This window comes from Paraburkholderia franconis, from assembly GCF_009362735.1.
GTDB lineage: Bacteria > Pseudomonadota > Gammaproteobacteria > Burkholderiales > Burkholderiaceae > Paraburkholderia > Paraburkholderia franconis.
Genome location: NZ_WHNP01000011.1, coordinates 46210 through 71853, shown reverse-complemented (window position 1 = coordinate 71853; position 25644 = coordinate 46210). Strand labels below are relative to the sequence as shown.

The window sequence follows — 25644 nt, the reverse complement described above, 5'->3', positions numbered from 1 at the left end:
TTGTGGGAATCGTTCCGCGTGAAATTGCCCGCGCCACGCCGCAGCGGTGCAACGGGGGAAGGAAACACTGCAACAGCTTGTGATTGTGAATAAGCCTGTACCCCGGCGAATATCGACCTAGGCGACTTCAGCCCCGAGCCGCTCGACTTCCGGATGCGTACCCTTCGCGATCTCTGCGCCATCGTCCAACGGTGCGAGCCAGTCGATGGCCGTCTGGCGATAGCGCGTGATGCCCTTGTATTCGGCCAGCTCATCCGGCAGCGTCGACAGCACACGATGCAGGCGTTTGCCCCACTTCGGCACGCGCGCCAGTTCGCCGAGTCCGATCAGGTAGCAGCGCACGCAAAAGAGAATCGCGTTGCTGCGGGGCAGGCGAAAGAGCGTCTGCAATTCCACGCGCAAATGCAGCTTGTCGCCGATGTTTTGCGGCGTCACGCTCGCGCGGTCCGGGCCCCACTCGTGGTAGTTCTCCGGCGAGGTATCGAGGCGCGGATTGACTGTCATCGTCCAGTTCAGCCGCCGCACGGGCGCGCCCAGTTGTAGGCGCAGCAGGAACTTGAGCGCGCGCTCGAAGATGCCCGCCTGGTGCGCAAGCGGCACGGGGCCGTGCCATTCGACGAAGTTCATACCCAGATCGAAGTCGAGCGACCAGTCCGCCTGGGTCGTGACCATGCCGCCATCCATGAACAGGTTGTCGTCGCGCTGGTCGATCAGCACGTAATCGCCCTGCGCCTGGCGCGTAATGTATTCGAACGGAGCACAGGGCAACGTGCTGTCGTCGCCGAAGGTGAAGGCCTGCTCGAGCCCAAGCGGACGGTTTGTCCATTTCCACTTGTCCCCGCTGCGCTCCAGCTCGAATTGCTCAGGATAGTCCTCGGCGAGGCTTTCCATGAGGAGTTCCAGCGTGTCCCATTGGGCCGGCCGCATGTGGTCGAGCACCTGGCAGCGCATCGGATCGCGTTCGAGCGTCAGTGCGCGGTCACGGCATTCCGCGACATAGTGTTCGTCGATATCGAAGGCCGACAGGAACACGGGCGAGTTGCCTTCCTTCACATGCGGCTCGATGTTGACCGAGTACATGTACTTGTCGTCCGGGAAGGGAAATGGAAAGCGCAGGATCGCGTCGTCGCTGTTGCGGAACGTGTAGGTATCGCGGAAAGTTTCTTCCGTCTTGAAGTCGATGGCCATGATCTCCCCCTAGCTCTAGATGTTCAGCACGAGGCGTTCGCTTCGCGCGCGAGACACACAGGGCAGCATCTGCCCACCCGTGGCCCGCTCTGCCTCGCCGAGGCAGAAATCGCGATGGTCAGGCTCGCCGTCGAGCACCTCCAGCGCGCACGTCCCGCATGCGCCGCCCCGGCACATGTACGGTGCGTCCACGCCCTCGCGTTCCAATGCCTCGAGCAGGCTTTCGTCACCGCGCACATTCACCTCGCGGCCCGTTTGCGCGAGCACCGCGGTAAAAGGCGCGCCGTGCGAGCCGCCGCCGAAGCTCTCCTGATGAAAGTGGCTCGCGAGCCAACCCAGTGCGCGCGCCGTACGGGCGACGCCGTTCATCAGGCCTTCGGGTCCGCACGTATAGAGATGAGTGCCCGCCGGCTGTGCAGCGAGCAGCGCGCCAAAGCGTTCGCTCGCGTCGCACAGATCGGTGTAGACGGCGATGTCTCCCGTGGTGCGCTTCGCGATCAGTTCCCTGAACGCCGCTTCGTCCTCGGGACGGCAGCACAGATGCATCTCGACACGCGCATGCGCCTGCGCCAGGTCCGGCAGCATCGACAGAAACGGCGTAAGGCCGATACCCCCTGCGATCATCACGTGCTTCGCGCCGCAACGCGCGATCGGGAAAAAGTTCGACGGCATTGAGATTTCGAGCTCGCTGCCTTCGTGCACCTCGCTGTGCATGAAGGCCGAGCCACCGCGCGACTGAGGCACGCGCCGCACCATGATCTGCCAGGCGTCGCGTGAGCCGGCGGGCGTCGTCAGCGAATAGGCGTTGCGCCAGAGGCGCTCCTTGCCGCGCATCGTCACCACGACATGACTGCCTGCGGAGTACGCCGGAAGCCGTCCGCCCTGGGCGCTCTCCAGCGTAAAACGTCGCACGTCCTGCGTCACCGACTCGACGCGCGCGACACGTACGGGGATCGTTCTCGAAGCATTCATGCCGTCGACACCTCCATAGGTCTGAACTGGTGGGCGTGAGTGACAAGCGATGCTTGCCCTTCGCGTCGTTGCATTCATGGACGTAGCATCGGCCTGCAAAAAACCGTTATCAATGATTCAGTGGGGGTAGTCCCTGCGCAGTAATGGTTGCCTCGCACTACCCTGCCCGCCGCGCCATCTTCTTCTTTGCGAAGTTCTCTCCTGCATCCGCGCGAGCCGCACTGGCAATGGTTCTACGGCCTCGCTTACCGGCGCCTTTCGCACGCTTTGCAGTCTCGCGCCGACATTGCATGGACTCGTCGCGTCATTGCGCGGGCGCAGCCGGAGTAGCGGGATCTACCCATCGGGAGGTAGTGCCAGCGGGCGATTGTGAGGCGAAATTGGACGGCAGAGACTTGCGGTCATCGACGCTGGCGTACCCGAGCCGTCCGATATCACCGCCTTCGCGACACAAACGCGTGTAGTCATTCCCCAGCAACGGTCCTACTTTCGGGAAAACATCATGACAAGGCAATCCATTCTCAACGTCCGTCATCGTGAGCTAGGTTCGAAGCTCGATGGCGATTCCTGGAACGACATGCCGATTCCCTGGTATTACTCGGGCGATCCGTATGACGACGTGGTAGCCGTTCGCACGGCAGCGGGACTCTACGACATCAGCGCACTCAACATCGTGCGCGTGACGGGCCCGGATGCGGCAGCCGTGATCGACAGCATCTGCGCGATCGACGTAAGCCGCATGAAGCCCGGCACAGCACGGCTTGCCGCCGAAGTCGACGAGCGCGGCGGTGTCTGCGACGACCTCATGGTGATCTACGACGCCCCACAGCATTTCCGGCTCTCGCACGGCGGCGGCACCACGCAGACGCATCTGGAGCGCGCCGCGCACAAGCGCAACGTCGAATGGCGTCAGGACTTCGATGTTCACATGCTGTCGCTGCAAGGCCCGCGTTCGACCGACATCCTGCAACCGCACATCGGCATCGAGCTGAACAAGCTGCCCTACTTCGCACACGTCGAAACGCAACTGTTCGGCCGCAAGATCATCGTCTCGCGCGGCGGCTATTCGGGCGAACAGGGCTTCGAAGTGTCGTGCGCATCCACCGACGCCGTCGCGCTGTGGGACGACATTCTCGATGCGGGCAAGCCGCACGGCGCCGTGCCCGCATCGTGGATGTCGCTGGAAATCGCGCGTATCGAAGCCGCGCTGCTCTTCTATCCGTTCGACATGCCCGAAGGCGACACCGCGCCGTGGGAGTTGAATTGTGACTGGATGGTCGATCTCGACAAGGCTGGCGACTATGTGGGCAAGCAAGCCTTGCTCGCCGCGCGCGGCAAGGAGCGCGTGAAGCAGGCGGGTGTCGTGGTCAAGCACGATGCAGCCGTCAGCGCCGGGTCGCCCATCTACATCGGCGACGAGCAGGTCGGGGTCGTGACGAGCGCGATTTTCAGCCGCTATCTGATGCAGTCGCTTGCGATGGTGCATCTGAAGCCGAACCATACGGCACTCGGCACCAAGGTCGAGATTCGCGATGCGGCAGGCAGGTTCAGCGGCGTAGTCAGCAAGACGCCGTTCTACGACCCGATGCGGCTTCGCACCCGCGTCGCCGCCTGAGTCCGTAGTCCGTCATCCCACGATACGGCGGCGCGCACCGCGTGCCGCCACCACGAGAAAGACAGAGGCAGAGCGAAGCACAGCAACTGTCCAGCGGTCCCTGATCGGCCCCGCCTTTGTCTCACGTAGTCCATGCTAAAGGAGACACTTTCCATGCCCCGCGATCCCCGTCATGACGTGCTGTTCCAGCCGATCCAGATTGGCCCCAAGACGCTGCGCAACCGCTTCTATCAGGTTCCGCACTGCATCGGCGCAGGCAGCAACCTGCCAGGCTTTCAGGCGGCGCACCGCTCGATGAAGGCTGAAGGCGGCTGGGCCGCGATGAACACGGAATACTGCTCGATCCACCCGGAGTCGGACGACACGCACCGCCTCTCGGCGCGCATCTGGGATGAAGGCGATGTGCGCAACCTGCGCGCAATGACGGAGGAGGTGCACAAATACGGCGCGCTGGCGGGCATCGAAATGTGGTACGGCGGCTCGCACGCGCCGTGCATGGAAAGCCGCGCGACGCCTCGCGGTCCGAGCCAGTACGCGTCCGAGTTCGAGACGCTGACGTATTGCAAGGAGATGGACCTCGACGACATTCGCGATGTCCAGCAGTTCTATGTCGATGCCGCGCTGCGCGCCCGCGATGCCGGTTTCGACATCGTCTATGTGTATGGCGCGCACTCGTATCTGCCGCTGCAATTTCTCTCCCCGTACTACAACAAGCGCACCGACGGCTACGGCGGCTCGCTCGAAAACCGCGCCCGCTTCTGGCTCGAAACGCTCGAAAAGGTGCGCCGCGCGGTCGGCAGCGACTGTGCAATCGCGACGCGCTTTGCCGTCGACACGCTGTACGGCAGCGGCGGCATCGAAGTCGAGAACGACGGGATGAAGTTCGTCGAGATGGCCGATTCGCTCGTCGACCTGTGGGACGTCGACGTCGGCGACATCGCCGAATGGGGCGAAGACGCGGGCCCGTCGCGCTTCTATCTGCAGGGTCACCAGGTGCCGTGGACGCGCTTCATCAAGGAGGTGTCGAAAAAGCCGGTGCTCGGTGTCGGCCGTTTCACCGACCCCGAGAAGATGACCGAGATCGTCACGAAGGGAATCGCCGATATCATCGGTGCGGCTCGTCCTTCGATTGCCGATCCGTTCCTGCCGAAGAAAATCGACGAAGGGCGTATCGACGACATTCGCGTCTGCATCGGCTGCAACGTGTGCATCTCGCGCTGGGAAATCGGCGGCCCGCCGATGATCTGCACGCAGAATGCAACGGCCGGCGAAGAATATCGCCGCGGCTGGCACCCGGAGAAGTTCGCCGAATGCGGCTCGAGCGACTCGATCCTCGTGGTCGGCGCGGGTCCGTCTGGATCGGAGTGCGCGCGCGTGCTGATGCAGCGCGGCTATACGGTGCACCTCGTCGACCAGGCGGAGAAGATCGGCGGTCATCTGAACAGCGTGGTCACGTTGCCGGGACTCGGCGAATGGGGCTATCACCGCGACTATCGCGAGACGCAGATCGCCAAGCTGCTGAAGAAGAATCGCCACAGCCAGCTCGCGCTCGGCCAGAAGCCGCTCACGGCCGACGACGTGCTCGACTACGGCGCGGAAAAAGTAGTGATCGCCACGGGTTCGCATTGGGTCGGCGACGGCACCAACTGCCTGACGCACGACCCCATTCCGGGCGCCGATGCATCGCAGCCCGACCAGCTGACGCCCGAACAGGTGCTCGCGGGCAAGAAGCCGATCGGCAAGCGCGTCGTGATCCTGAACGCCGACACGTACTTCATGGCACCGAGCCTCGCGGAAAAACTCGCGGCGGCCGGTCACGAGGTGACGATCGTGAGCGGCGTGCATCTCGCGAACTACATGCACTTCACGCTCGAGTATCCGAACATGATGCGCCGCCTGCACGAACTGGGCGTGCATGAACTGGGCGATCATTTCGCGAGCCGTATCGAGCAGGGCCGCATCCAGATCTACAACATCTGGGGCGATGGCTCCCGCCGCACGTACAAGGGCAAGGGCCAGTTGCCGCGCGACGAGAACAAGACCCACCGCTGGCTTGAGTTCGATTCGCTCGTGCTCGTGACGGGCCGCCGCTCCAATGACGGCCTGTATCGCGAACTGAAGCAACGTCAGAGCGAATGGGACGGCAAGGGCATCAAGTCCGTGTACCTGATCGGCGATGCCGAAGCGCCACGCCTGATCGCCGACGCGACGTTCACGGGCCACCGCCTGGCACGCGAAATCGAAGAGCAGAACGCGCAGATCCCGCTGCCGTACAAGCGTGAAGTAGCCGTCTGGGGCACGCCTCACAAACCCGGCGGCACCTTCGAGATCGTCTACAAGAAGTAGCAGGCGGCACGCGAGCCTCGCGGCTCGCGCCACCGTTCCCCGTCAGTCTTTACGCCACGCGCATCGCGCCGCCGACTCATCCTCACGGGATGATCCGCGCAGCCGATGCCGTGGCGGGGGAGCCCCTTTTCCTCTTTCAACGGACGAGCCCATGTCGAGCGCAGCGACCTTCGACCCCGTCAACGTCACCCGGATTCTCTTCGAGGGCTTTCCCACGTTCGCGATCGTACTGTTCTATCTGGCAGGCGTCGCAGCGATGGCCGCGTTCGCGTGGGGCGTCTATGTGCAGGTGCGCAAGTACCGGCGCGGCAAGCCCGTCGCGGGTCCCATCGATCTGCGCGCGCGCATTGGCGCGATGGTGCGCGTCGTGCTGAACCACCGCACGATCGCGCGCCGTGATCCCGCGGCGGGCCGCGCGCATCGCTTCATCTTCTACGGCTTCGCCGTGCTGTTCCTCGGCACGGCGACAGTCACCGTCGACTACGACATCACGGCGCGCTTTCTCGGCTTCCATTTCTGGAACGGCGATTTCTATCTGTTCTTCAAGCTGGCGATGAACCTCGCCGGCCTGTCGCTGACAGGCGGCCTGATCTACATGATGGTGCGGCGCGGATGGATCAAGCCGCCGAAGCTCGATTACACGCGCCCCGACCGCAAGCCCGGCGACCCCGACTACGACCGCAGCGGATATCGCCGCGAAGACTGGGCCTTCCTGTGGTCGCTCGTGCTGATCGGCATCACGGGGTTCGTGCTGAGCGCGTTGCGGCTGGTGTGGCTGCAAGATCGCGCTGTCGTCTGGGACACGCGCTGGTGGTCGCCTGTCGCAGCGCTGCTCGCCGAAATCATGCGCGGCCTGGGACTCGGCGCATCGGCGGCTTACGTATTGCGCACGGGTCTATGGTGGTTCCACGGCGCACTCGCGCTCACGTTCATTGCGCTGATTCCGTACACGAAGGTCAAGCACATCTTCACGGCGAGCGGCTCGCTGCTGATGCGCGACCCGCTCGCCGCACAGCGCCTGCCGAAAGTGGAACCGGACGCCGAGCGCGCCGGCTACAAGTCCATCACCGACTTCACGTGGAAGCATCTGCTCAATCTCGATGCCTGCACCAAATGTGGCCGCTGTCATGAGGCCTGCCCCGCACGCGCCGTCGGCGCACCGTTGTCGCCGCGCGACGTGATTCTGTCCCTGCGCGAATTCGCGAACGAGGCGCTGGAGAAAAACACGCTGCCCGAAGAGGTGAAGCTCGACGTGCATGGCAAAGATATAGGTCAGGTCTTCATGGAAACCGTGTGGTCGTGCCGGACCTGCATGGCATGCGTCGAGATCTGCCCCGTCGCCGTCGAGCATGTGCCCATCATCGTGCAGTTGCGGCGCAATCTTGTCGAAGACGGCGAAATGGAACCGCAGGTGCAAAAGACACTGCAGGCGATCCACAAGAACGGCAACTCGTTCAACGAGTCGAAGCGCAAACGCGCTGCGTGGACGAAGACGCTGCCGTTCCCGATCAAGGACGCACGCAAGGAGCCCGTCGACCTGCTGTGGTTCGTCGGCGACTACGCATCGTTCGATCCGCGCAACCAGCGTGTGACCCAAGCCTTTGCGACGCTCCTGCACAGTGCGGGCGTGGACTTCGGCCTGCTGTTCGAAGGCGAAGTGAACGCGGGCAACGATGTGCGGCGTGTCGGCGAAGAAGGCCTGTATGAACTCCTCGCGACGCAGAACATCGCGACGCTCGGCACGTCGCAGTTCCGCCGCATCATCACCACGGACCCGCATTCGTACAACACGATCCGCAACGAGTACCCGGACTTCGGCGGCCATTTCGAAATCGAGCACTACACGAGTCTCGTGGCCCGCATGATCACCGAAGGCACGATACGCCCGAAGCGCAAGCTCGGCTATCGCGTGACCTTCCATGACCCGTGCCACCTCGGCCGCTTCAACAAGGGTTACGACGCGCCGCGCCAGATCATCGAAGCACTCGGATGCGAACTCGTCGACATGAAGCGCTCGCGCGACAACTCGTTCTGCTGCGGCGCGGGCGGCGGCCGCATCTGGATGAACGACCCGGTCGGCCAGGAAAAGCCTTCGCAAAACCGCATGAAGGAAGCGGCGCAGATCGAAGGGCTGGAAGTGTTCGTCGTGTGCTGCCCGAAAGATCTGACGATGTTCGAGGACGCGCTCAAGACGAGCGGATACGAAGGTCGTTTCGTCGTGCGCGAACTGATCGAGCTGATTGCCGAGAGTCTTGCCGACGTCGACGGCGACACGCCGCCTGCTGACGGCGTACGCGTCACCGCCGACGCCTGAACGACGCACAGCCGCCACGGACAGCCGCCATGACGACCTTCGCTAGTCCGGCCGAAAGCCACCCTCGCCCCACCAATGCGGCGCGCGAGGGCGCACGGCTGCGCCGTCACTGGCGCGAACTGGTGCGGCTCGCGCTCGACGCATCGGATGTATTCACGTCGTCGATGCTCTATCCGCATGCGCAAGGCACCGATCGCAAACGGCTCGAAGCCCGCATGTTCGGCTCGCGCGGCGACCGGCTCGCGCTCGCTGCATGCGCGTACGCGCCGCCCGCTGTACTCGCGCGGCTTTGCACGCTCGCGACGGCTGACGCGGATGCCACGCTCGCGACGCGCCTCGCCCGTAACGCCGCCACGCCGGCGTGCGGCTTGCAACGGCTCGCCGACGGCCTGCAACGGCTCGACGATACCCGCACGCAGCCGTGCGGAGACCGCATCGCGCAACTGCTCGCGCGCCACCCGCTAGCGCCGCCCGCGCTGCTGGCGAGGATCGCGGCGAACACCGGGAGTATCGATACGTTGCGCTCGCTATGCGAGAACGTCGGCGTGCAGCCCGATCTGCTCGCGCAACTGGCCGGTCGCGGCATCGAACCGCTGCAACGATTGCTCGCGATTCACTTCGCGACGAGCGCCCATACGCTGCATCACCTGTGGGACAGCACGCGCGAAAGCGCCGTCCGCGCCCAGGTGCTGCGCCACACGGCGTGCCCGAACGAGCTGTTGCGAAGCATTCCCGCATCGAGCCTGGAGCGGCGCAGTCTCGCCATGAACGTGCGGACCATGGGTGAAATCCTGACGGCGCTTGCGCGCGACGACGACCCCGCCGTGCGGCGCGCCGCCGCCACCAATCCGGCGACGCCCGCAGGCGCGCTCGTTCTGCTGTGCTTCGATGCGGACCTTCTCGTCAGACGCGCGATTGCCGTGCGTGACGACCTGCCGCTGAAGGTGGTCGAGTGGCTCGCCGAAGACAGCGACGTGTGGGTGCGCAGCAGTCTCGCGCGCAACCGCGCCTGCCCGCGCATCCGGCTCGACAGGCTCGCGCGCGATCGCGAAGCGGACGTGCGCCGCTCGGTGACGCGCCACGCCGCGTGCCCGACGCCGCTGCTTTCGCTCCTCGCAAGCGACCATGTCGCATGGGTCAGAGCGGGCGTCGCGTTGCGTGACGAACTTCCGGGACGGGTGCTGCACAGACTGTCGCAAGACATCGATATCGACGTGCTGGCGGGCGTGGCGCGCAATCGCGGCACACCGCAGGCGACACTCGCGCGCCTCGCCGGACACGCATCGCCCGATGTACGGCGGTCCGTCATCCTGAACCGCCACGCGCAGCGGCGCGTGTTGCTGCCGCTGCGCGACGAGCCGTATCCGCTGCACCGGGTACTCGTATTCATGCATTCGAGCCTAACCGATGCGGACCGCTGGCGCATGCGCTTCGAACCGGACGTGGAGGCCCGCGCCCGCATGTACGGCCATCTCGCCGGCACGCTCGCCGCGGCGCTCGATCGCAGTCGCCAGCCCTGGTCCGTTGCAGCCGCAACGCAGGCACCTGACCCGGGCACACATCAACTGACCACATCAGTGGAGGAGGCAGGATGAAAATACTCGTAGCCGTCAAGCAGGTCGCGTCGCTCGATGAGGATTTCGAGTTGCGCGACGATGACCGCGACGTCGAAGCGGACTTTCATGTATTCGATCTCAACGAATGGGACCATTACGCGCTAGAACAAGCGCTGCTTCTGAAGGAAGCGGGCAATAGCGACATCGAAGTCGTGGTCGTGACCGTCGGCCCCGAGCGCGCCGACGAAGAACTGCGCAAATGCCTCGCGAAAGGCGCGGACCGCGCGATCCGCATCTGGAGCGACGAGCTGGAAGAGGCCGACCCCATCGGCGTCGCGCGCGTGCTCGCCGCGCTCGCGCGACGCGAAGCGCCCGACATGATCTTCGCCGGCGTGCAGGCGTCCGATCACGCATATGGCGCAACGGGCATGGCGCTCGCCGGCCTGCTCGACTGGCCGCACGCGGCCGTCGTCGCGGCTCTCGAGTACACGCCGGGCGCGGGCACGGCAAGCGCGCGCCGCGAACTCGAAGGCGGCGCATACGCGAACGTCACCGTGCAATGCCCCGCCGTCCTGACACTGCAACTGGGCATCAATACGCCGCGCTACGCGTCGCTGCGCGGTATCAAGCAGGCGGCGTCGAGGCCGATTGAAACCGTCACGCCGGACGCGATCGGTCTGAGCGCCGACGAAACGGGCACGCGAGGTTCGCTCTCGCGCATCCGCCGCGTCTATGTGCCCGAACTCGGGCGCGCGCAGATGATCGACGGCACGCCAGCCGAACAGGCCGCCCGCCTCGCGGGCATCATCAAGGAACTTCGAGGGGAAGCGTAATGGGCGGGATTCTGGTTATTGCTGAACATCGTCAGGGGCAATTGCGCCCTGTGAGCATCGAAGTGATCGGCGCGGCAGTCGCTGCACGCGAGGCAGGCGGCGAACGCGTGACGGTCGCGGTGCTGGGCGCCACGCCGGCGGCGTTCGTCGACGCGCTCAAGCTGGCGGGCGTCGATGAGATCGTCACCGTGCGCACGCAAACCGATGCGTTCGATCCCGACACGTACCAGGCGGTGACACACGCGCTGATCGAAGCACGCAAGCCGTCGCTCGTGCTGCTGCCTCATACGATCGACACGCTGGGCTACGCCGCGCCCCTCGCCGTCAAAGGCAACTACGGCTTCACCACCGACGCGTTCGGACTTGCGCGCGACGGGGAAAGCTGGATCGCCACGCGCTCCGGCTATGGACAGAAGGTCAACATGGAAATCGAGTTTCCCGGCCGCGCGAGTGTCGTCATCACGGTGCGGCCCGGCGCCTTCAAGGCACCCGAAGGCGCGGGCACGCCCGAAGTCAGCGAGTTCGATGCACCCGCGCTCACGCCACGCAGCCACCACGAGTCGTTTGAAGAACCCGCGGCGAGCGGCGACGTCGATATCGCCGGCGCGGACTTCATCATGTCGATCGGCCGCGGCATTGGCGAAGAAACCCATGTCGAGCAGTTCCGCGAACTCGCAAGCTCGCTTGGCGCCACGCTCGGCTGCTCGCGTCCCATTGCGGACTCCGGCTGGCTGCCCAAGGCGCACCAGGTCGGGCAGTCCGGCAAGACGGCCGCGAACTGCAAGCTCTACATCGCGATGGGCATCTCGGGCTCGGTGCAGCACATGGCAGGCATGAAGCACGTCGAGAACATCATAGCCGTCAATACCGATCCCGAGGCGTCGATCTTCTCGATCGCGAAGTACGGCATCGTCGGCGACATCTTCGATATTGCAGAAGAACTGCGCGGCCACTTCTAGGCCCGTACTATGGAAAACCCGGAATGTGCCCGCATTCCGGGTGCAAACTATTTTTTCAATTGCAGCATGTTGTTAAACTGATTGGCGCAACACTCCGGCAAAAAGCAACAATAAGCCACCGCTCAGACGTTCACAATCGCGCTGCGCTACAACGCGCAGTCCACGCAGCCAGACCGATGAAGCCGATTGGTATGGTCAATGATGAGTCCAGGAAGAGCAGATGGTCCCTCACAAAGTACTTCTTATCGACGACCACGCGTTGTTTCGCAAAGGAGTCGCGCAACTGATCCAGATGGACCCAACATTCGAGGTCGCGGGCGAAGCGACCTCAGGCCGGGACGGGATCGAAATGGCGGTACAGCTCAAGCCGGACGTCGTCCTGATCGACCTGAACATGCCGCGCATGAACGGTATCGAAACGCTGGAAGGCATGCGCCAAGCGGGCGTCGACGCGCGTTTCATCATGCTGACGGTGTCGGACAACGAACGCGATGTCGTGGCCGCGTTGCGCGCGGGCGCGCACGGCTATCTGCTGAAGGACATGGACCCCGAGGACCTGTGCGTGTCGCTGCAAAAGGCGCTCAAGGGCACAGCCGTGCTGAGCGAATCCGTGACGGGCAGTCTCGTTCACGCGCTCTCGGGCGGGCAGCGCATTCCCGCCGCGCAGAATGACCTGACGGCACGCGAACTCGAGGTATTCGACCATCTGGTGGCCGGCCTGTGCAACAAGGCCATCGCGCGCAAGCTCGATATCAGCGTTGGCACCGTGAAGGTTCACGTCAAGCACGTGCTGCGAAAACTCGATCTTCACTCGCGTCTCGAAGCCGTGTTGTGGCAGCAGGAGCACGGCTCGCGCTCGCACACTTGATGCGGCGGCGCGCATACGCGCCGCGCCGCTTCCCTTCGCTTCTCCAGGCGCGCTCACATTCGCGCGGCATCGTGCCGTGCGCTCGCTGCGAATGTGCGTCTGGTTTACCTCTACTCCCCGCGAGGTAGACCATCGAGGCTGATTGTCAGGCCGAATCCGATTGCCAATAATCGGCTTCAGTGTGACGCACCTATCCGCATGTCTGTGCGTCCGTGACTTCTCGGAGATGTTCACCATGTCGTCATGCCAGCCGCTCGCGGGAAAGAGTAACCGGGTCGAAGCCATCATGCGCGAGCGCCTTGGCGCATTCGCCCCGAGCGCGCCCGTCGTACGCTCCTGGACGCGCTGCGTCGAAGACTATGGTCTCGATCCCGACGCGAGCGTGCCGCCACCCGTGATGACGAGTGCGGAACTCGCGCTGCGCCGCGAGCAGAACGCTGATCTCGTCGATTGCGCGAAGCTCGAAATGGCAACGCTCTATCAGCAGCTCGGCGACTCCGAGCTCGCCGTCGTCATGACGGATGCCGATGGCGTGATCCTGCATCTTGCGTCGTCGCCTGAGTTCGCCAGCGAAGTCGAAGACTGGGGACTGTGCGCCGGCGCCATATGGAACGAGCGGGAAGCGGGCACCAACGGCATGGGCACCTGTCTCGCCGAAGGCGAGCCCGTCGCCGTGCGCCAGCGCGAGCACTTCTACAGCCGCTATGGCACGCTGACCTGCGCGGCCGCGCCCGTACTCGACGAATGCGGATCGATCGCAGGCGTGCTGGACGTCACGAGCCGCTCGCCTCTGTTGCAGCAACACTCGCTCGTGCTCGTCGGCATGTCCCGGCAGATGGTCGAGAACCGCCTGCTCGATGCACGTCATACGCACGCGTATCGTATCCAGTTTCACAGTCGCCCTGAGTTCGTCGGCACCTTGCATGCGGGCAAGCTCACCGTCGACGAAGACGGCGCGATACTCGGCGCGAACCGCAGTGCGCTCGTGCAATTCGGGTTCGTGTCGCTCGACGGGATCGCGGGCAAATCGATCACCGACATCTTCAATGCTTCTCTCGAAGAGATCGTCGCGCGCAGTGCACGCAGTTCGTTTTATCCCATCGCGATCTATCGCACGCATGCGTCGAGCCGCTTCTTCGTGGTCGCTCAGGAGCCGCGCGATCGCGCCGCGCGCGAAACCATCGCGCCGGCGCAGCGGCCCGCGTCGAACGACGATACGGGTGCCACGGGTGCCCGGCGTCCGGCACGCGCAACGCGGACGACGGGCGCGTCAGGTGCGGGCGCGGTGCGCGTCGAATTCGGCGATGCGCAGATCGCCAGTCAGTTCGATCTCGGCGCACGCGTGATCGATCGCGGCATCGCCGTGCTCGTGCATGGCGAGACGGGCAGCGGAAAGGAAGTGTTCGCTCACGCGCTGCACGCGGCAAGCGAGCGCGGCAATGGCCCGTTCGTCGCAGTCAACTGTGCTTCGTTGCCTGAACACCTGATCGAAAGCGAGCTGTTCGGCTACCGCGCGGGCGCCTTCACGGGCGCGCAACGCGAGGGACGGCGCGGCAAGATTCTGCAAGCCGATGGCGGCACGCTCTTTCTCGATGAGATCGGCGACATGCCGCTCGCGTTGCAGGCGCGTCTGTTACGCGTCCTCGAAGAACGCGAAGTGACGCCGCTCGGTTCCGAAACCGTCGTCAAGGTGGACTTTCAGCTCGTCAGCGCAAGCCACCGCGATCTGGCTGAACTGGTCGAAAGCGGCCAGTTCCGCGAGGATCTGTATTACCGGCTCAATGGCGTGATGCTGGAGCTACCCCCGCTGCGCGCCCGCAAGGACAAGCTCGCACTGATCCGTCATCTGCTAGAGAAAGAGCAGACCCCTGCTCCACGGCTTTCAGCGGACGTACGGCAGATTCTGCTCGATTGCGACTGGCCGGGGAATATCCGGCAGTTGCGCAACGTGCTGCGCACGGCGGCCGTCCTCTGCAACGGTGATGAGCTCACCACGGCCCATCTGCCCGCGTGGCTCGTGCAGCGTGACAAGAACCTGCATCGCTCACGACCGGGCGGCCCCGCAGCGGCACTGCCAGACCGCGACGAAGCGGCCGACGCAGAAGACGAAATGGACGCCGCTGCGCCGCTCAATGCGATTCTGCAGGCCGAACGCGAAGCGCTGCTCGCGCTGCTGGACAAGCATCGCTGGAACGTGAGCCAGGTCGCCATCGCACTCGGCATCACGCGCAATACGCTCTACCGGAAAATGAAGCGCGTCCACATCAAGACCTGACGCGCCTCGCCCTTTTTCATGACGCGCTGCGCTCAGTTCGGCTGGCTTGCCTGCATCTCCTGCGCTGCGATGCCGTGATCGATACGCGTTGCGCGACGCCATTTGCGCGACGGTCCGCCGATCAGTTCCGTCAACTCGCTGATGCTGTCTATCACGCGGAGGCACGGCAGTTCGGACACGGGATGGTCGCTGCTGTAGCCATAGCTCACGCACACCATCGGCATGCCCGCCGCCTGCGCGGCCAATGCATCCGTCGCGGAATCGCCGACGAAAAGCGTATGCGCCGGGTTGACGCCCAGCGCTTCGCAGGCATGCAGTAGCGGCTCGGGATCGGGCTTGCGCGGCAAGCGCGTGTCCCCGTCGACGACCATGTCGAACCACGTCTGCAAGCCGAAGCGCCACATCAGCGGATCGACGAAACGCGACTCCTTGTTGGTGACCACGCCGAGCTTGAGTCCCATCTCGCGCAGACTGTCGAGCGTCGCCTCGGCGCCGGGATAGAGCCGCGTCAGCTGGTCCCCGTCGCGGCAGATCTGGTGGTAGCACGTCTCGTAACGGCGCAGCACGAGATCGAGGGTCGCGGGACGGGCCTCGACACCCAGCAGCGTCAGCGCGCGATCGACGAGAATCTCCGAGCCGCCGCCGATCAACGTCTGCGCAACGCCTGGCGCGAGCAAAGGAAAGCCGTTCTCGGCCAGCGCGCGGTTGAGCGCATTGCCGATATCCGGCGACGTATGCAACAGCGTGCCATCGAGATCGAACAGCACGGCATCGATCGGCAGATTGCGCGGCATGACTTGCATGTCTGTGTCTCCTGTTGACGGTTGGAATGGTCCGGCAGACGGTTCAGGCCGCCCGTTTCTGGCGGTCGATCATCTGCAGGATCATGGGTGTGAAGATCAATTGCATCGCGAGTCCCATCTTGCCGCCGGGCACGACGATGACGTTCGGCCGGCTCATGAACGAGTCGTGCAACATCGTGAGCAGATAGGGAAAGTCGATGCCCTTCGGGTTGGCGAAGCGGATCACCACAAAGCTCTCGTCGGCGCTCGGAATATCGCGTGCGGTGAAAGGATTCGAGGTATCCACGGTCGGCACGCGCTGGAAGTTCACATGCGTGCGGCTGAACTGCGGACAGATATGGTGAGCGTAGTCGGGCATCCGGCGCAGGATCGTGTCCATCACGGCTTCCTGCGAATAGCCACGCAGCGTCTTGTCGCGATGCAGCTTCTGAATCCACTCGAGGTTGATGATGGGTACGACGCCCACCAGCAGGTCAGCGTGTTGCGCCACATCGATGCCGCGTCCGACGAAGCCGCCGTGCAACCCCTCGTAAAAGAGCAGATCCGTGGGCGGCTCGATGTCCTCCCACGGCGAGAACGTGCCCGGCTCTTGTCCGAACTCAGCGGCTTGCGCTTCATCGTGAAGGTATTTGCGCACGCGCCCTCGGCCAGTCGCCGCATATTCGCTGAACAGCGCCGCGAGTTCCTCCAGCAGGTTTGCTTCCGGGCCGAAGTGGCTGAACTGACGGCGGCTCTCTTCTGCCTCCTTCAGCGCGGCGCGCATTCCTGCGCGGTCGAAGCGATGAAACGCGTCTCCTTCGACGATCTGCGCATTGAGCTTTTCGCGGCGGAAGATGTGCTGAAAGCTGTTCATCACGGTCGTCGTCCCTGCTCCACTCGAACCCGTGACCGCAACAATCGGATGTCTGATCGACATGGTGTCACTCCCGCCTATACGCGCGCTTCAGGACGAAAGAGCGAGCGCTCGTTGAAGAGCGGTGACGTGAACGGCGCATCCTCGCCACGCTCGTGCTCGCGGTGGTAGCGTTCGATGCGCTCGACCTCGCGCTGCGTGCCGATAAACATCGGCGTACTCGCCTGCATATCGCCCTGCACGTCGAGAATGCGCGCACGCCCCGTGCTGGCGAGTCCCCCCGCCTGCTCGACGAGCCATGCAAGCGACTGCGCCTGGTACAGCAGAGGCACACGCGCGGCGCGTGGCGTGCGACGGCTCTCGCGCGGGAAAAGACACAAGCCGCCGCGCATCAGCGTGCGATGCGTATCGGCCGCGAGCGATGCGGTCCAGCGCGTGTCGAAGTCGCGCTGACGCACGCCCGCGCTGCCGTCGCGGCATTCGCGCACGTAACGCTGCACGGGCGGCTCCCAGAAGCGTTCATTGCCGCCATTGATAGTAAGTACGGCGCCCTGATCGGGAATGCGCAGCGCGTGGTGCGTCAGCACGAACTCGCCGCGCTCGCGGCAGAGGGTGAAACCGTGCGTGCCGCGCCCGATGGTGATCATAAGAATCGTCGCCGGTCCGTAAAGCGCGTAGCCAGCGGCAAGCTGCTTCGTGTCCGTGATCACGCATTCGCCGGCGGCGCTTGCGGCACCCGCATGCCGAAGCGAGAAAACGGTGCCGAGCGCGTCGTTCGACTCTGCATTCGCTGCGCCGTCGAGCAGGTCGGCAAAGAGGACATAGCGGCCCGCCGACCTCGCGCGCGCGGATTCGACACCAGGTGAGACCATGCCCGCGATCTCTGCACTGCGTTCACATGTCACGGCCAGCACGTCATGTGCAGCGGCATCGAGCGCCGTGTGATTCGAACGCGCGTGTACTGCACGGACGTCCTGCTGTCCGGCGATCGCACCCTGCGAGATGCGGGCAGCGATGATCTTCACCGCCTGCGCGATTTCGTCGATCACGGCGCAAAGACCGGCAGCGTCCGCGGCGTGCACGACCCCTGGCGCCTGCGAGCGGCGAGGAGCCAGATGCGCGGCGAGGAAACTCGACAGCGTCGGTTGCACAGCGCTCCCAGCGGCTGCCTGATCGTCGCCGCAGTGGTCGTTCGCGACGCCGACCGGGAGCGCCTGTTCGCCTGGTTCAATTCGTGCATTCATCGTGACCTCGATCGTCCGTTGCTTGCGATGACGGCTGGCAATCACAGTAAGCCAGCCATCTCCCGAGAGAAATTCAGATATTTTTATTTGCGGTTTAAGCGACGCTTATCTGTCGCTGGATGGAGTGCCGATCATGCTCAACCTGCTTCGCAACCTCACGCTGCGCCAGCTGCAAATCTTCTCGGCGGCTTCTCAATACGAGAGCTTCGCCCGCGCCGCCGACGATCTGCACCTGACACAGCCCGCCGTCTCCATGCAGATCAAGCAGCTCGAAGAGGCGATCGGGTTGCCGCTTTTCGACCGCATCGGACGGCGGATCACGCTCACCGAGGCGGGCGCGACGCTGTCACATCACGCGAAGCGGATTCTGGGCGACATCAGGGACGCCGAAGATGCGATGCGCTCGCTTTCGTCGGCCGATAGCGGCACCCTCTCCATCGGTCTCGTCAGTTCGGCGCGATACTTCGTCCCTCGCCAGATCGCGCGCTATGCGGAGCGCCATCCGAAAGTCGATATCCGCTTCCTGATCGGCAAACGCGATGTGCTGCTGCGTCAGTTGCAGGACAACGCAATCGATCTCGCCGTGATGGGACGACCGCCCGTCGACTTCGACGCGCACTGCGAACCGCTCGCGTACAACCCACACGTGATTGCCGCGAGCGTGACCCATCCGTTCGTCGATGCAGCGTGCTTCGACTTGCACGAATTGCGCCATGACACGTTTCTGATGCGCGACCATGGCTCCGACACGGCCGTCGTCGCGACCGAGATGTTCCAGCATCATCTCTTCACACCGGCCCGCACGCTGGCACTCGACAGCCACGAGACCGTCAAGCAGGCAGTGATGGCGGGCATGGGCGTGAGCGTGCTGCCGCTGCACACGCTGCGGCTCGAACTGCTGGCGCGCGAGGTGTCGGTTCTGCGCGTGAACGGCACGCCCATCGATCGCGTCTGGCACGTCGTCCACATGAACGCCAAGCAGCTGTCGCCGACCTGCTCGGCCTTCCGGCGATTTCTGATCGAGAAAACGGGCGCATGGCTCGAAGGCCAGTTCGCGGAGCTCACGCCGCCCGCCCACGCTGCGAGTCCGTTCGTGCAGACATGAAGCAGAATGTCACCGATTCTGCACAAGGTTCGACTGCACACTTCCCTTCGCGACGGATGTTCTTCTAGAAGCGCACACTGCGTGCGCACACGGTCTTGCAGGCGCTCATCGTTGCGTGCGTCACGTATGGCATGACGCTTGCGTTTCAGGTCCCCGACAACGATTACCCGTCATGGGATTGGGGAACGCGCATATGAGCCGAGATGGCATCGCTGAATCGACGGCGAAGCACACCAGCATCGTCACCGTGAATGCTCCCGGACGGTTGCATCTGGGATTCCTCGATCCGGGCGCGTCGCTCGGCCGGCGCTTCGGCAGTCTCGGGCTCGTGATCGACGGCATCAGCACTACACTCGACGCGCGCCTTTCATCGGACGATGAGGATCACTACACGGCAGTGCCTACTGCGCACGATGAGTTGCCGCGTGTTCGAGCCCACATCGAAACGCTGCGCAATCTGACGGGCATCGATGCACCCGTCGATGTGCGATTGCGGCGCACGTTGCCGGCTCACGCCGGCCTCGGTTCCGGCACGCAACTGGCGCTCACCGTCGGCCATGCGTTCGCCCGCCTGCATGGTCTCGACATGAGTGCAGCGCAGCTCGCACCAGCACTTGCGCGCGGCGCGCGTTCGGGTGTGGGTATTGCCGGGTTCGAACGCGGAGGACTGATCGTCGATGGGGGTCCACGCGGGCCGGGTGTCTTGCCGCCTGTGCTGTCCCGCTTCGACTTCCCATCCGCGTGGCGCGTGATGCTCGTGTTCGACGATTCACACACGGGGCTCTCAGGGCCGGCGGAACGCGAGGCGCTCGCCGCGTTGCCGCCGTTTCCGCAGGCGCTCGCTGCGCACGCGTGTCACCTCACCCTGATGCAGATTCTGCCCGCCGTCGCCGAACATGAGTTCGCGCCATTCGCGCAGGGCGTGAGCGCGCTGCAGGACGGCATCGGCCGCTACTTCGCGAAGTCGCAAGGCGGCATCTACACGAGCCCCGATGTCGGGCGCGTACTCGACTGGATCAGCGCGCGCTATTGCGCGGGCGTCGGTCAGAGTTCGTGGGGACCGACGGGCTTCGCGATCATGGAATCGCAGGAAGAAGCAGAACACGCGTTGCGCTCCGCGCGTGACGCGAAAGCGATTGGGGCCGGGCTGCGAGTCGAGATAGTCAGAGGACTCAACTCGGGCGCCACCGTCAGCTGGGCGTCCGCCCAGGATTGATCCATCCTGTTTGCCGAGGAAACATGGAACGCCAACACATTCTCCACATGTTCACGCCGGGACGGCAGATGAGCCCATTCGACGTGAACATGGCCGTCGATGCCGGATACCAGGTCGTCGTCCCGTACACCGATGTCGATGTGAAGTTGATCGGCCCGCTCACCCAGGACGCGATTTTCTCGCGTGGCCCCAAGGGTGTCGCGCACACGGGCATCTTTATCGGCGGACGCGACGTGATGCTCGCGACGGACATGCTGCGCCTGTCTCGCGAAGCGATGGTGCCGCCGTTCGAAATCTCCGTATTTGCCGACCCCAGCGGATCGTTCACGACGGCAGCCGCACTCGTCGCGAGCGTCGAATGGCAACTGCGCAGCGCCTTCGATACCGGCCTCGACGGCAAGCACGTTCTCGTCTTCGGCGGAACGGGTCCCGTCGGCCTGATTGCGGGCGTGCTCGCTGTACGGGCCGGCGCGCGCGTGTCGCTGGCGAGCAGCCGTGGGCTCGCTGCCGCGCGCGACGCATGTGAGCGCGCCGGGGCGCATTTCGGCGCCGCACTCGAAGGCGCCGATGCGAGCACGGCGGACGCGCTCGATTCGACCTTGAAGTCGGTCGACGTCGTCTTCGCGACGGCCGCTGCCGGTGTCGAAGTGATGAGCGCGCAGCAAGTGAACCGCGCGGCGCGCCTGCTCGTCGCCGCGGATGTCAACGCGGTGCCGCCCGCAGGCATCGCGGGCGTCGGCGTGATGGACAACGGCAAGCGCATCGGTCAGCACGGCGCGCTCGGCATCGGCGCGCTCGCGATCGGCAACGTCAAATATGAAGTGCAGCAGCGGCTTTTCATGCAGATGCTCGCGTCGAAGCAAAAGGTCTTTCTGGGCTTCGAGGATGCGCTCGAGATGGCCCGGCGCGTCGTCACCGAACGTTCGTCGCTCGCTGCGGCTTGATGTCGACATGACACCCGCCGTCGTTGTCGCCGCGCTCTCCGGCCGCATGATGGCCGAATCGGCTCGACGCGCCGGCTGGCGCGTGATCGTGCTCGACCTGTTCGGCGACACCGACACGCGGCGCGCGTCAGGCACGTGGTACCCGATCGGCGACCCGGCGTCGCTGTCCATCTGTCCGCAACGTATGCGGGAAGCACTCGACGCGGCGAGCCGAACCTCGAATGTGATCGGCTGGATTGCAGGCAGTGGTTTCGAAGCGCATCGCGAGCTGTTCGCCGACACCCGCAACGCGCTTGCACCGCTTGCACTTATCGGCAACATGCGTGACACGTATGACGCCGTGCGCGACCCTGCGCGCTTTTTTGCATTGCTCGACGACGCGGGCATCCTCCATCCAGAGACGCAACGGCAGCCACCCGCCGACACCGATGGGTGGCTCGAAAAGGATGCCAACGGCACGGGCGGCATGCATATTCGCCATACCGCCTGCGCCGACACAGCGAACGGCAGCCGGTATTTCCAGCGCTATCACGCAGGCCGTTCGATGTCGGCTCTTTTCATCGGCGATGGGCGCGGCGCCGCGATCATCGGCTTCAACGAACAACTGATCATCTCGCATGGCAAGCATCCGTTCGTCTATGGCGGTGCGATCGGCCCTGTCGATATGTCAGCTTCGTTGCGCCAGCAGATCACATCCGCCGTGAATGCAATCGTGTCACGCACGGGACTCAAAGGACTCAACAGCCTCGACTTCATCGTCGACGGCGAGCGCTGCTTCGTGCTCGAAGTCAATGCGAGGCCATCGGCGACGATGTCGCTCTACGAGCGCGATTCCGGCCCTTCGCTGCTCGCGCTGCATACGCGTCTATGCGCAGGCGCGTCGCTCGATGCCGTTGCATCGCATGCGTTTGCCCAGACAGCCGCATTGTGCGGCGAGCAGATCGTCTTCGCAGACCGCGATCGCAAGATATCTCCCGAGTTCGTCCAACGCGCGTTGAATTTCGGCTGGTGCCACGACATTCCAGTGACGGGCAGCCTTATCGCCGAGGGCGCGCCGTTGTGCAGCGTGTCGGCCGTCTGCGTGCGCGGGACATCAGTGGCGACGCTGCGCGCGGAACTCGCCGCGCGCGCGGCGACTATCACATCCATCGACACCATCAGGAAGCCGGGCCATGCAGACCTCCTCCTCCCTCGCTGAAGTAGCGCCAACTCCGTCATTTCTGAGCGTCAATACGCTCGTGCGGCCATTGATCGCCAGTCTGCTCGAACGGCAGGCGGAACTGGGCATCGAGGTCCGGCGCGACGAACGCGGCGTGACGATCGTCGATGCAGGCATCGATGCATCGGGCAGCGTCGCCGCGGGCATCGCGATCGGCGAGATCTGCATGGGCGGTCTTGGCCGCGTCGCGTTGCGTGCCGCCGCGTCGCGCAACGCGGCAGACGAATGGCCCACGTTCGTCGAGATCGCCAGTGCGCAACCTGTCCTCGCCTGCCTCGCGTCGCAATACGCGGGCTGGAGTCTCGCGGCGAGCAAGGAAGAAACGGGCGGCAAGAAGTTCTTCGCGCTCGGCTCGGGACCGGCGCGCGCGCTCGCCTGCAAGGAACCGCTTTTCGACGAACTGGATTACCGCGACGTCGTGGCCACGGGCTGCCTCGTGCTCGAAGTGGACCGCACGCCGCCCGCCGTCGTCATCGACAAGATCTTGCGCGACTGCAAGTTGCAGCCGCGCGATCTCACGTTGATCCTTACGCCGACCGCGAGCCGCGCGGGCACGACGCAAGTGGTGGCGCGTGCGCTGGAAGTGGCGCTGCACACGGCGCACGAACTCGGCTTCGCGCTCGACGGCATTCGCGAGGGCTGCGCGAGCGCGCCGCTGCCGCCGCCCGCGCAAGACCCCGTCGACGCGATGGGCCGCACCAATGACGCGATCCTGTACGGCGGCCGTGTCCATCTCACCGTGACGGGCAGCGACGACGCCGCGCGAGATCTCGCGCGACGCCTGGCCTCGTCGGCATCGAAAGACTTTGGCCGCCCGTTCGCGGATGTATTCAAGGAATACGAATACGACTTCTACAAGATCGATCCCGCGCTCTTTGCGCCCGCCGAAGTATGGGTGAGCAATCTCACCACGGGCCGGACGTTCCACGCGGGCGCTACGCGTTTCGATCTTCTGCGTCCGCTGTGGCTCGATGAAGTCTGAAAGGTTTGAAATGACAGACACCCCGCTCGCCGTGGCGATCATGACGGATGAAACCGGCTGGCATACGTCGCGCCTCAAGCGTGCGTTGCGCGAGCGTGGCGCGCTTGGCCGCTGCGTCGATCTGGCCGACTGCCGCTTCGACACCACGCACGGGCCGCACGGCCTCGCGATACCCGGCTATGGACGTGGACTGCCCGATGCCGTCATCGTGCGCGGCATCGCGGGCGGCACTTTCGAGCAGGTCACCGTGCGGCTGGGCATCCTGCACGCGCTTCGGGAACTCGGCGTGCCCGTCTACAACGACGCGCGCGCGATCGAACGCAGCGTCGACAAGTCGATGACCACGTTTTTGCTGCATCGCGCGGGCATTCCGACGCCGCCAACCTGGGTCAGCGAATCCGCGCCGTTCGCGCAACGCGTGCTGATGCGAGAATGCGCGAAAGGCCACGACGTGGTGATGAAGCCGCTATTCGGCTCGCAAGGAAAAGGCATTGCGCGAGTCGCCGCAAGCAGCGAAGGTTGTGAACCGCTCCCTGCGTTGAAAGCGTATGGGCAGCTTGCGTATCTGCAGCGTTTCGTCAGGCCCGTCAGCGAGCCCGGCTATGACTGGCGCGTGATGGTGATCGGCGGCAAGGCCGTGACGGCGATGCGCCGGATCAGCGAACATTGGGTGCATAACGTCGCGCAAGGCGGACGTTGCGAAGCGGCAGCGCTCAGCGAACCGCTCGCCACGCTCGCCGAACGCGCGAGCGCCGCGCTCGGACTCGACTATGCGGGCGTCGATCTCATTCCATGCGACGACAATCCATTCGGCGCGACCGTCATCGAAGTCAACGGTGTGGCTGCATGGCGCGGGCTGCAGTCGGTGACGCCGTTCGATATCGCCGGCCGCATCGTCGACGATCTGCTGAACCGGCGGATGGCGCTTGTGCAAGGCACAGGCAACATCAAGGAAGTCGCATGATGCCCGACACGCGCATCGATACGATCGCTGACGCCTTCGTGTGGGCATGCTCACTCGATGTCCTCTGCGCGAAGCCCGGCAATGTCAGCATCCAGACGCCAGGCCACGGGATGACTGCCCGTCATTTCATCGCCAGCGCAAAGGCGTCGCGCGATGCCATAGCAGCGCGAGGCGCGCCCGTGGGCGAGCGCATCGAACGCGCGGTGAGCATGTCGATGACGGCGGCCGGGTGCAATACGAATCTGGGTATCGTGCTGCTGTGCGCGCCCCTCGCGCACGCGTTCGAGAACCTGCTCTGCATGCACTTCACACCCACGGCACACGACGCGCACGTTGCAGTGCGCACGACGTTATCGCGTCTGGATCTTGCCGATGCAAGCGCCGCCTATCGCGCGATCGCGCTCGCCAATCCGGGCGGGCTAGGAGAAGCACCGAGCCAGAGTGTCGGCACGGCGCCGACCGTCGATCTGCTGTGCGCGATGTCACTGGCAAGGGACCGCGACAGCATCGCGCGTCAATACGCGAGCGGGTTCGTCGATGTGCTCGGATATGGGCTCAGCCGGTTGCACACGGCATTGGGCTATGGTCCCGTCGATGAGCCGCGTCTCTTGCGAGCGGTGCTCAGAACCTGGCTCGGCTTTCTGTCGCACTGGCCCGACTCGCATATCGCGCGAAAGCACGGTATCGCGCTGGCCCGCAAGGTTACTCGGGATGCCCGCGCGTGGCACACTCGGGCAACGCTCGATCCCATCGAACTCGCAGCATGGGACACGGCACCGAAACGCGACGGCATCAATCCTGGCACGAGCGCCGATCTCACCGTCGCGACGCTGTTCGCCGCCGCGTGTCTTGATCCGTCGTTGCTGCACGTGCGCTGCTTCCAAAACTAAGCACGCGCAGGCAGCCTCGATATCGCAATCGAAAGCTGAACGGCGCGCGCCTGTTGCGCTGCTCCCCCTCGCGCGTTGACGCTCACGGCCAACGCACAGTCCGTTCGATCGTCACGCCCACTGCCTTCACGTTGGCGAACTTGTGAGGTTTCGCCAGCGAAACGCGAACCCAATGCGCGCCGAAGTCGACGAGCAGCATCTGCGCGATCGTTTCCGCCAACGCCTCCAGCAATTGCAGCTTGTGCGTCGCGAGCAGCGACTCCAGCGCCGCGTGCACCTTGCTGTAGTCGATGGTGTCGCCGATGCGATCCGTGTCGCACGCGTGACTGTGCGGCACGCCCGCCCACAGATCGAGCCGCACCGGCTGCCGAGTGGTCAGCTCGTCCGAGTCGATGCCTATGACCGTATTGCCCTCGAAGCCTTCGATAAAGATCACGTCCATCTCGGACGCAGCGAGATGGGGCCGCTCGAGCACGTTTTTGTCGATGACGTTCATCT

21 protein-coding genes are annotated in these 25644 nt (G+C 64.5%); 15 read left to right on the top strand and 6 right to left on the bottom strand.

All coding sequences use genetic code 11. The annotated features are described in order from the left end of the window. Positions 1-117: 117 nt before the first annotated feature. On the bottom strand, positions 118-1188 hold the full coding sequence (locus GCT13_RS14260) for a heme-dependent oxidative N-demethylase family protein (protein ID WP_152759026.1): 1071 nt from the start codon (positions 1186-1188) through the stop codon (positions 118-120). Positions 1189-1203: 15 nt separating this feature from the next. Continuing rightward, the gene (locus GCT13_RS14255; RefSeq protein ID WP_152759024.1) at positions 1204-2160 is read right to left on the bottom strand and encodes a PDR/VanB family oxidoreductase; all 957 of its coding nucleotides are present in this window, start codon (positions 2158-2160) and stop codon (positions 1204-1206) included. 502 nt (positions 2161-2662) lie between these two features. On the opposite strand from GCT13_RS14255, the gene GCT13_RS14250 reads away from it, so the two are divergent. The 8 genes from GCT13_RS14250 to GCT13_RS14215 all read left to right on the top strand — a co-directional run bounded on the left by GCT13_RS14250 (position 2663) and on the right by GCT13_RS14215 (position 14926). Beyond that, on the top strand, positions 2663-3775 hold the full coding sequence (locus tag GCT13_RS14250) for an aminomethyltransferase family protein (RefSeq protein ID WP_152759022.1): 1113 nt from the start codon (positions 2663-2665) through the stop codon (positions 3773-3775). 153 nt (positions 3776-3928) lie between these two features. Next, the gene (locus tag GCT13_RS14245) at positions 3929-6121 is read left to right on the top strand and encodes an oxidoreductase (RefSeq protein ID WP_152759020.1); all 2193 of its coding nucleotides are present in this window, start codon (positions 3929-3931) and stop codon (positions 6119-6121) included. A 151-nt stretch (positions 6122-6272) separates the two neighbouring features. Continuing rightward, entirely contained in the window at positions 6273-8435 is a 2163-nt protein-coding gene (locus GCT13_RS14240) for a heterodisulfide reductase-related iron-sulfur binding cluster (RefSeq protein WP_152759018.1), read from the top strand. Positions 8436-8464: 29 nt separating this feature from the next. Next, entirely contained in the window at positions 8465-10030 is a 1566-nt protein-coding gene (locus GCT13_RS14235; protein ID WP_152759016.1) for a hypothetical protein, read from the top strand. Beyond that, complete coding sequence (locus GCT13_RS14230; RefSeq protein ID WP_152759014.1) at positions 10027-10824, top strand: electron transfer flavoprotein subunit beta/FixA family protein; 798 nt, start codon at positions 10027-10029, stop codon at positions 10822-10824. Before GCT13_RS14235 ends, GCT13_RS14230 begins: the two co-directional genes overlap by 4 nt. After that, positions 10824-11783, top strand: a complete 960-nt coding sequence (locus GCT13_RS14225; protein ID WP_152759012.1) for an electron transfer flavoprotein subunit alpha/FixB family protein — start codon at positions 10824-10826, stop codon at positions 11781-11783. Before GCT13_RS14230 ends, GCT13_RS14225 begins: the two co-directional genes overlap by 1 nt. A gap of 220 nt (positions 11784-12003) precedes the next feature. Continuing rightward, a complete protein-coding gene (gene narL / locus GCT13_RS14220) occupies positions 12004-12651 on the top strand; it encodes a two-component system response regulator NarL (protein WP_152759010.1) in 648 nt (215 codons plus the stop codon). A gap of 235 nt (positions 12652-12886) precedes the next feature. Then, the gene (locus GCT13_RS14215) at positions 12887-14926 is read left to right on the top strand and encodes a sigma-54-dependent Fis family transcriptional regulator (protein WP_152759008.1); all 2040 of its coding nucleotides are present in this window, start codon (positions 12887-12889) and stop codon (positions 14924-14926) included. A gap of 32 nt (positions 14927-14958) precedes the next feature. Here GCT13_RS14215 and gph read toward each other — a convergent pair whose 3' ends face one another. From gph to GCT13_RS14200, 3 genes are read right to left on the bottom strand one after another with little or no spacing between them, the layout of a single operon-like run. Then, the gene (gph, locus tag GCT13_RS14210; RefSeq protein WP_152759006.1) at positions 14959-15729 is read right to left on the bottom strand and encodes a phosphoglycolate phosphatase; all 771 of its coding nucleotides are present in this window, start codon (positions 15727-15729) and stop codon (positions 14959-14961) included. Between the two features lie 43 nt (positions 15730-15772). Further along, positions 15773-16645, bottom strand: a complete 873-nt coding sequence (locus GCT13_RS14205; RefSeq protein ID WP_152759004.1) for a phosphoribulokinase — start codon at positions 16643-16645, stop codon at positions 15773-15775. Positions 16646-16659: 14 nt separating this feature from the next. After that, a complete protein-coding gene (locus GCT13_RS14200) occupies positions 16660-17826 on the bottom strand; it encodes a class 1 fructose-bisphosphatase (protein ID WP_152759002.1) in 1167 nt (388 codons plus the stop codon). A gap of 133 nt (positions 17827-17959) precedes the next feature. Between GCT13_RS14200 and GCT13_RS14195 the strand changes: the two genes are divergently transcribed. From GCT13_RS14195 to GCT13_RS14165, 7 genes are all read left to right on the top strand, one after another. Continuing rightward, positions 17960-18931, top strand: coding sequence for a LysR substrate-binding domain-containing protein (locus GCT13_RS14195; protein WP_152759000.1), 972 nt, complete (start codon positions 17960-17962; stop codon positions 18929-18931). Positions 18932-19124: 193 nt separating this feature from the next. Further along, complete coding sequence (locus GCT13_RS14190; RefSeq protein ID WP_152758998.1) at positions 19125-20147, top strand: beta-ribofuranosylaminobenzene 5'-phosphate synthase family protein; 1023 nt, start codon at positions 19125-19127, stop codon at positions 20145-20147. 23 nt (positions 20148-20170) lie between these two features. Beyond that, a complete protein-coding gene (locus GCT13_RS14185) occupies positions 20171-21091 on the top strand; it encodes an NAD(P)-dependent methylenetetrahydromethanopterin dehydrogenase (protein ID WP_152758996.1) in 921 nt (306 codons plus the stop codon). 7 nt (positions 21092-21098) lie between these two features. Continuing rightward, positions 21099-22289 carry an ATP-grasp domain-containing protein gene (locus GCT13_RS14180; protein WP_152758994.1) on the top strand — a complete coding sequence of 397 codons (1191 nt, stop codon included), beginning with the start codon at positions 21099-21101 and terminating at the stop codon, positions 22287-22289. After that, complete coding sequence (mch, locus tag GCT13_RS14175) at positions 22264-23292, top strand: methenyltetrahydromethanopterin cyclohydrolase (protein WP_152758992.1); 1029 nt, start codon at positions 22264-22266, stop codon at positions 23290-23292. The genes GCT13_RS14180 and mch overlap by 26 nt, the downstream gene beginning before the upstream one ends. A 10-nt stretch (positions 23293-23302) precedes the next feature. Next, a complete protein-coding gene (locus GCT13_RS14170; RefSeq protein ID WP_152758990.1) occupies positions 23303-24256 on the top strand; it encodes an ATP-grasp domain-containing protein in 954 nt (317 codons plus the stop codon). After that, positions 24256-25146: a triphosphoribosyl-dephospho-CoA synthase gene (locus tag GCT13_RS14165; protein ID WP_152759275.1), complete on the top strand. Its 891-nt coding sequence runs from the start codon at positions 24256-24258 to the stop codon at positions 25144-25146. The genes GCT13_RS14170 and GCT13_RS14165 overlap by 1 nt, the downstream gene beginning before the upstream one ends. An 82-nt stretch (positions 25147-25228) precedes the next feature. Here the strand turns inward: GCT13_RS14165 and GCT13_RS14160 are convergent, their stop codons facing one another. Further along, positions 25229-25642 (bottom strand): dihydroneopterin aldolase, encoded by a 414-nt coding sequence (locus GCT13_RS14160; RefSeq protein WP_152758987.1) that lies wholly within the window; start codon positions 25640-25642, stop codon positions 25229-25231. Between the last annotated feature and the right edge of the window lie 2 nt (positions 25643-25644).

Bases quoted from the DNA above. Each gene is read 5' to 3' on its own strand.
- GCT13_RS14160 (WP_152758987.1), bottom strand. From the start codon at position 25,642: ATGAACGTCATCGACAAAAACGTGCTCGAGCGGCCCCATCTCGCTGCG.
- GCT13_RS14215 (WP_152759008.1), top strand. From the start codon at position 12,887: ATGTCGTCATGCCAGCCGCTCGCGGGAAAGAGTAACCGGGTCGAAGCC.
- gph (WP_152759006.1), bottom strand. From the start codon at position 15,729: ATGCAAGTCATGCCGCGCAATCTGCCGATCGATGCCGTGCTGTTCGAT.
- GCT13_RS14250 (WP_152759022.1), top strand. From the start codon at position 2,663: ATGACAAGGCAATCCATTCTCAACGTCCGTCATCGTGAGCTAGGTTCG.
- GCT13_RS14255 (WP_152759024.1), bottom strand. From the start codon at position 2,160: ATGAATGCTTCGAGAACGATCCCCGTACGTGTCGCGCGCGTCGAGTCG.
- GCT13_RS14260 (WP_152759026.1), bottom strand. From the start codon at position 1,188: ATGGCCATCGACTTCAAGACGGAAGAAACTTTCCGCGATACCTACACG.
- GCT13_RS14180 (WP_152758994.1), top strand. From the start codon at position 21,099: ATGACACCCGCCGTCGTTGTCGCCGCGCTCTCCGGCCGCATGATGGCC.
- GCT13_RS14245 (WP_152759020.1), top strand. From the start codon at position 3,929: ATGCCCCGCGATCCCCGTCATGACGTGCTGTTCCAGCCGATCCAGATT.
- GCT13_RS14190 (WP_152758998.1), top strand. From the start codon at position 19,125: ATGAGCCGAGATGGCATCGCTGAATCGACGGCGAAGCACACCAGCATC.
- narL (WP_152759010.1), top strand. From the start codon at position 12,004: ATGGTCCCTCACAAAGTACTTCTTATCGACGACCACGCGTTGTTTCGC.
- GCT13_RS14195 (WP_152759000.1), top strand. From the start codon at position 17,960: ATGCTCAACCTGCTTCGCAACCTCACGCTGCGCCAGCTGCAAATCTTC.
- GCT13_RS14235 (WP_152759016.1), top strand. From the start codon at position 8,465: ATGACGACCTTCGCTAGTCCGGCCGAAAGCCACCCTCGCCCCACCAAT.
- GCT13_RS14165 (WP_152759275.1), top strand. From the start codon at position 24,256: ATGCCCGACACGCGCATCGATACGATCGCTGACGCCTTCGTGTGGGCA.
- GCT13_RS14185 (WP_152758996.1), top strand. From the start codon at position 20,171: ATGGAACGCCAACACATTCTCCACATGTTCACGCCGGGACGGCAGATG.
- GCT13_RS14240 (WP_152759018.1), top strand. From the start codon at position 6,273: ATGTCGAGCGCAGCGACCTTCGACCCCGTCAACGTCACCCGGATTCTC.
- GCT13_RS14205 (WP_152759004.1), bottom strand. From the start codon at position 16,645: ATGTCGATCAGACATCCGATTGTTGCGGTCACGGGTTCGAGTGGAGCA.
- mch (WP_152758992.1), top strand. From the start codon at position 22,264: ATGCAGACCTCCTCCTCCCTCGCTGAAGTAGCGCCAACTCCGTCATTT.
- GCT13_RS14170 (WP_152758990.1), top strand. From the start codon at position 23,303: ATGACAGACACCCCGCTCGCCGTGGCGATCATGACGGATGAAACCGGC.
- GCT13_RS14225 (WP_152759012.1), top strand. From the start codon at position 10,824: ATGGGCGGGATTCTGGTTATTGCTGAACATCGTCAGGGGCAATTGCGC.
- GCT13_RS14230 (WP_152759014.1), top strand. From the start codon at position 10,027: ATGAAAATACTCGTAGCCGTCAAGCAGGTCGCGTCGCTCGATGAGGAT.
- GCT13_RS14200 (WP_152759002.1), bottom strand. From the start codon at position 17,826: ATGAATGCACGAATTGAACCAGGCGAACAGGCGCTCCCGGTCGGCGTC.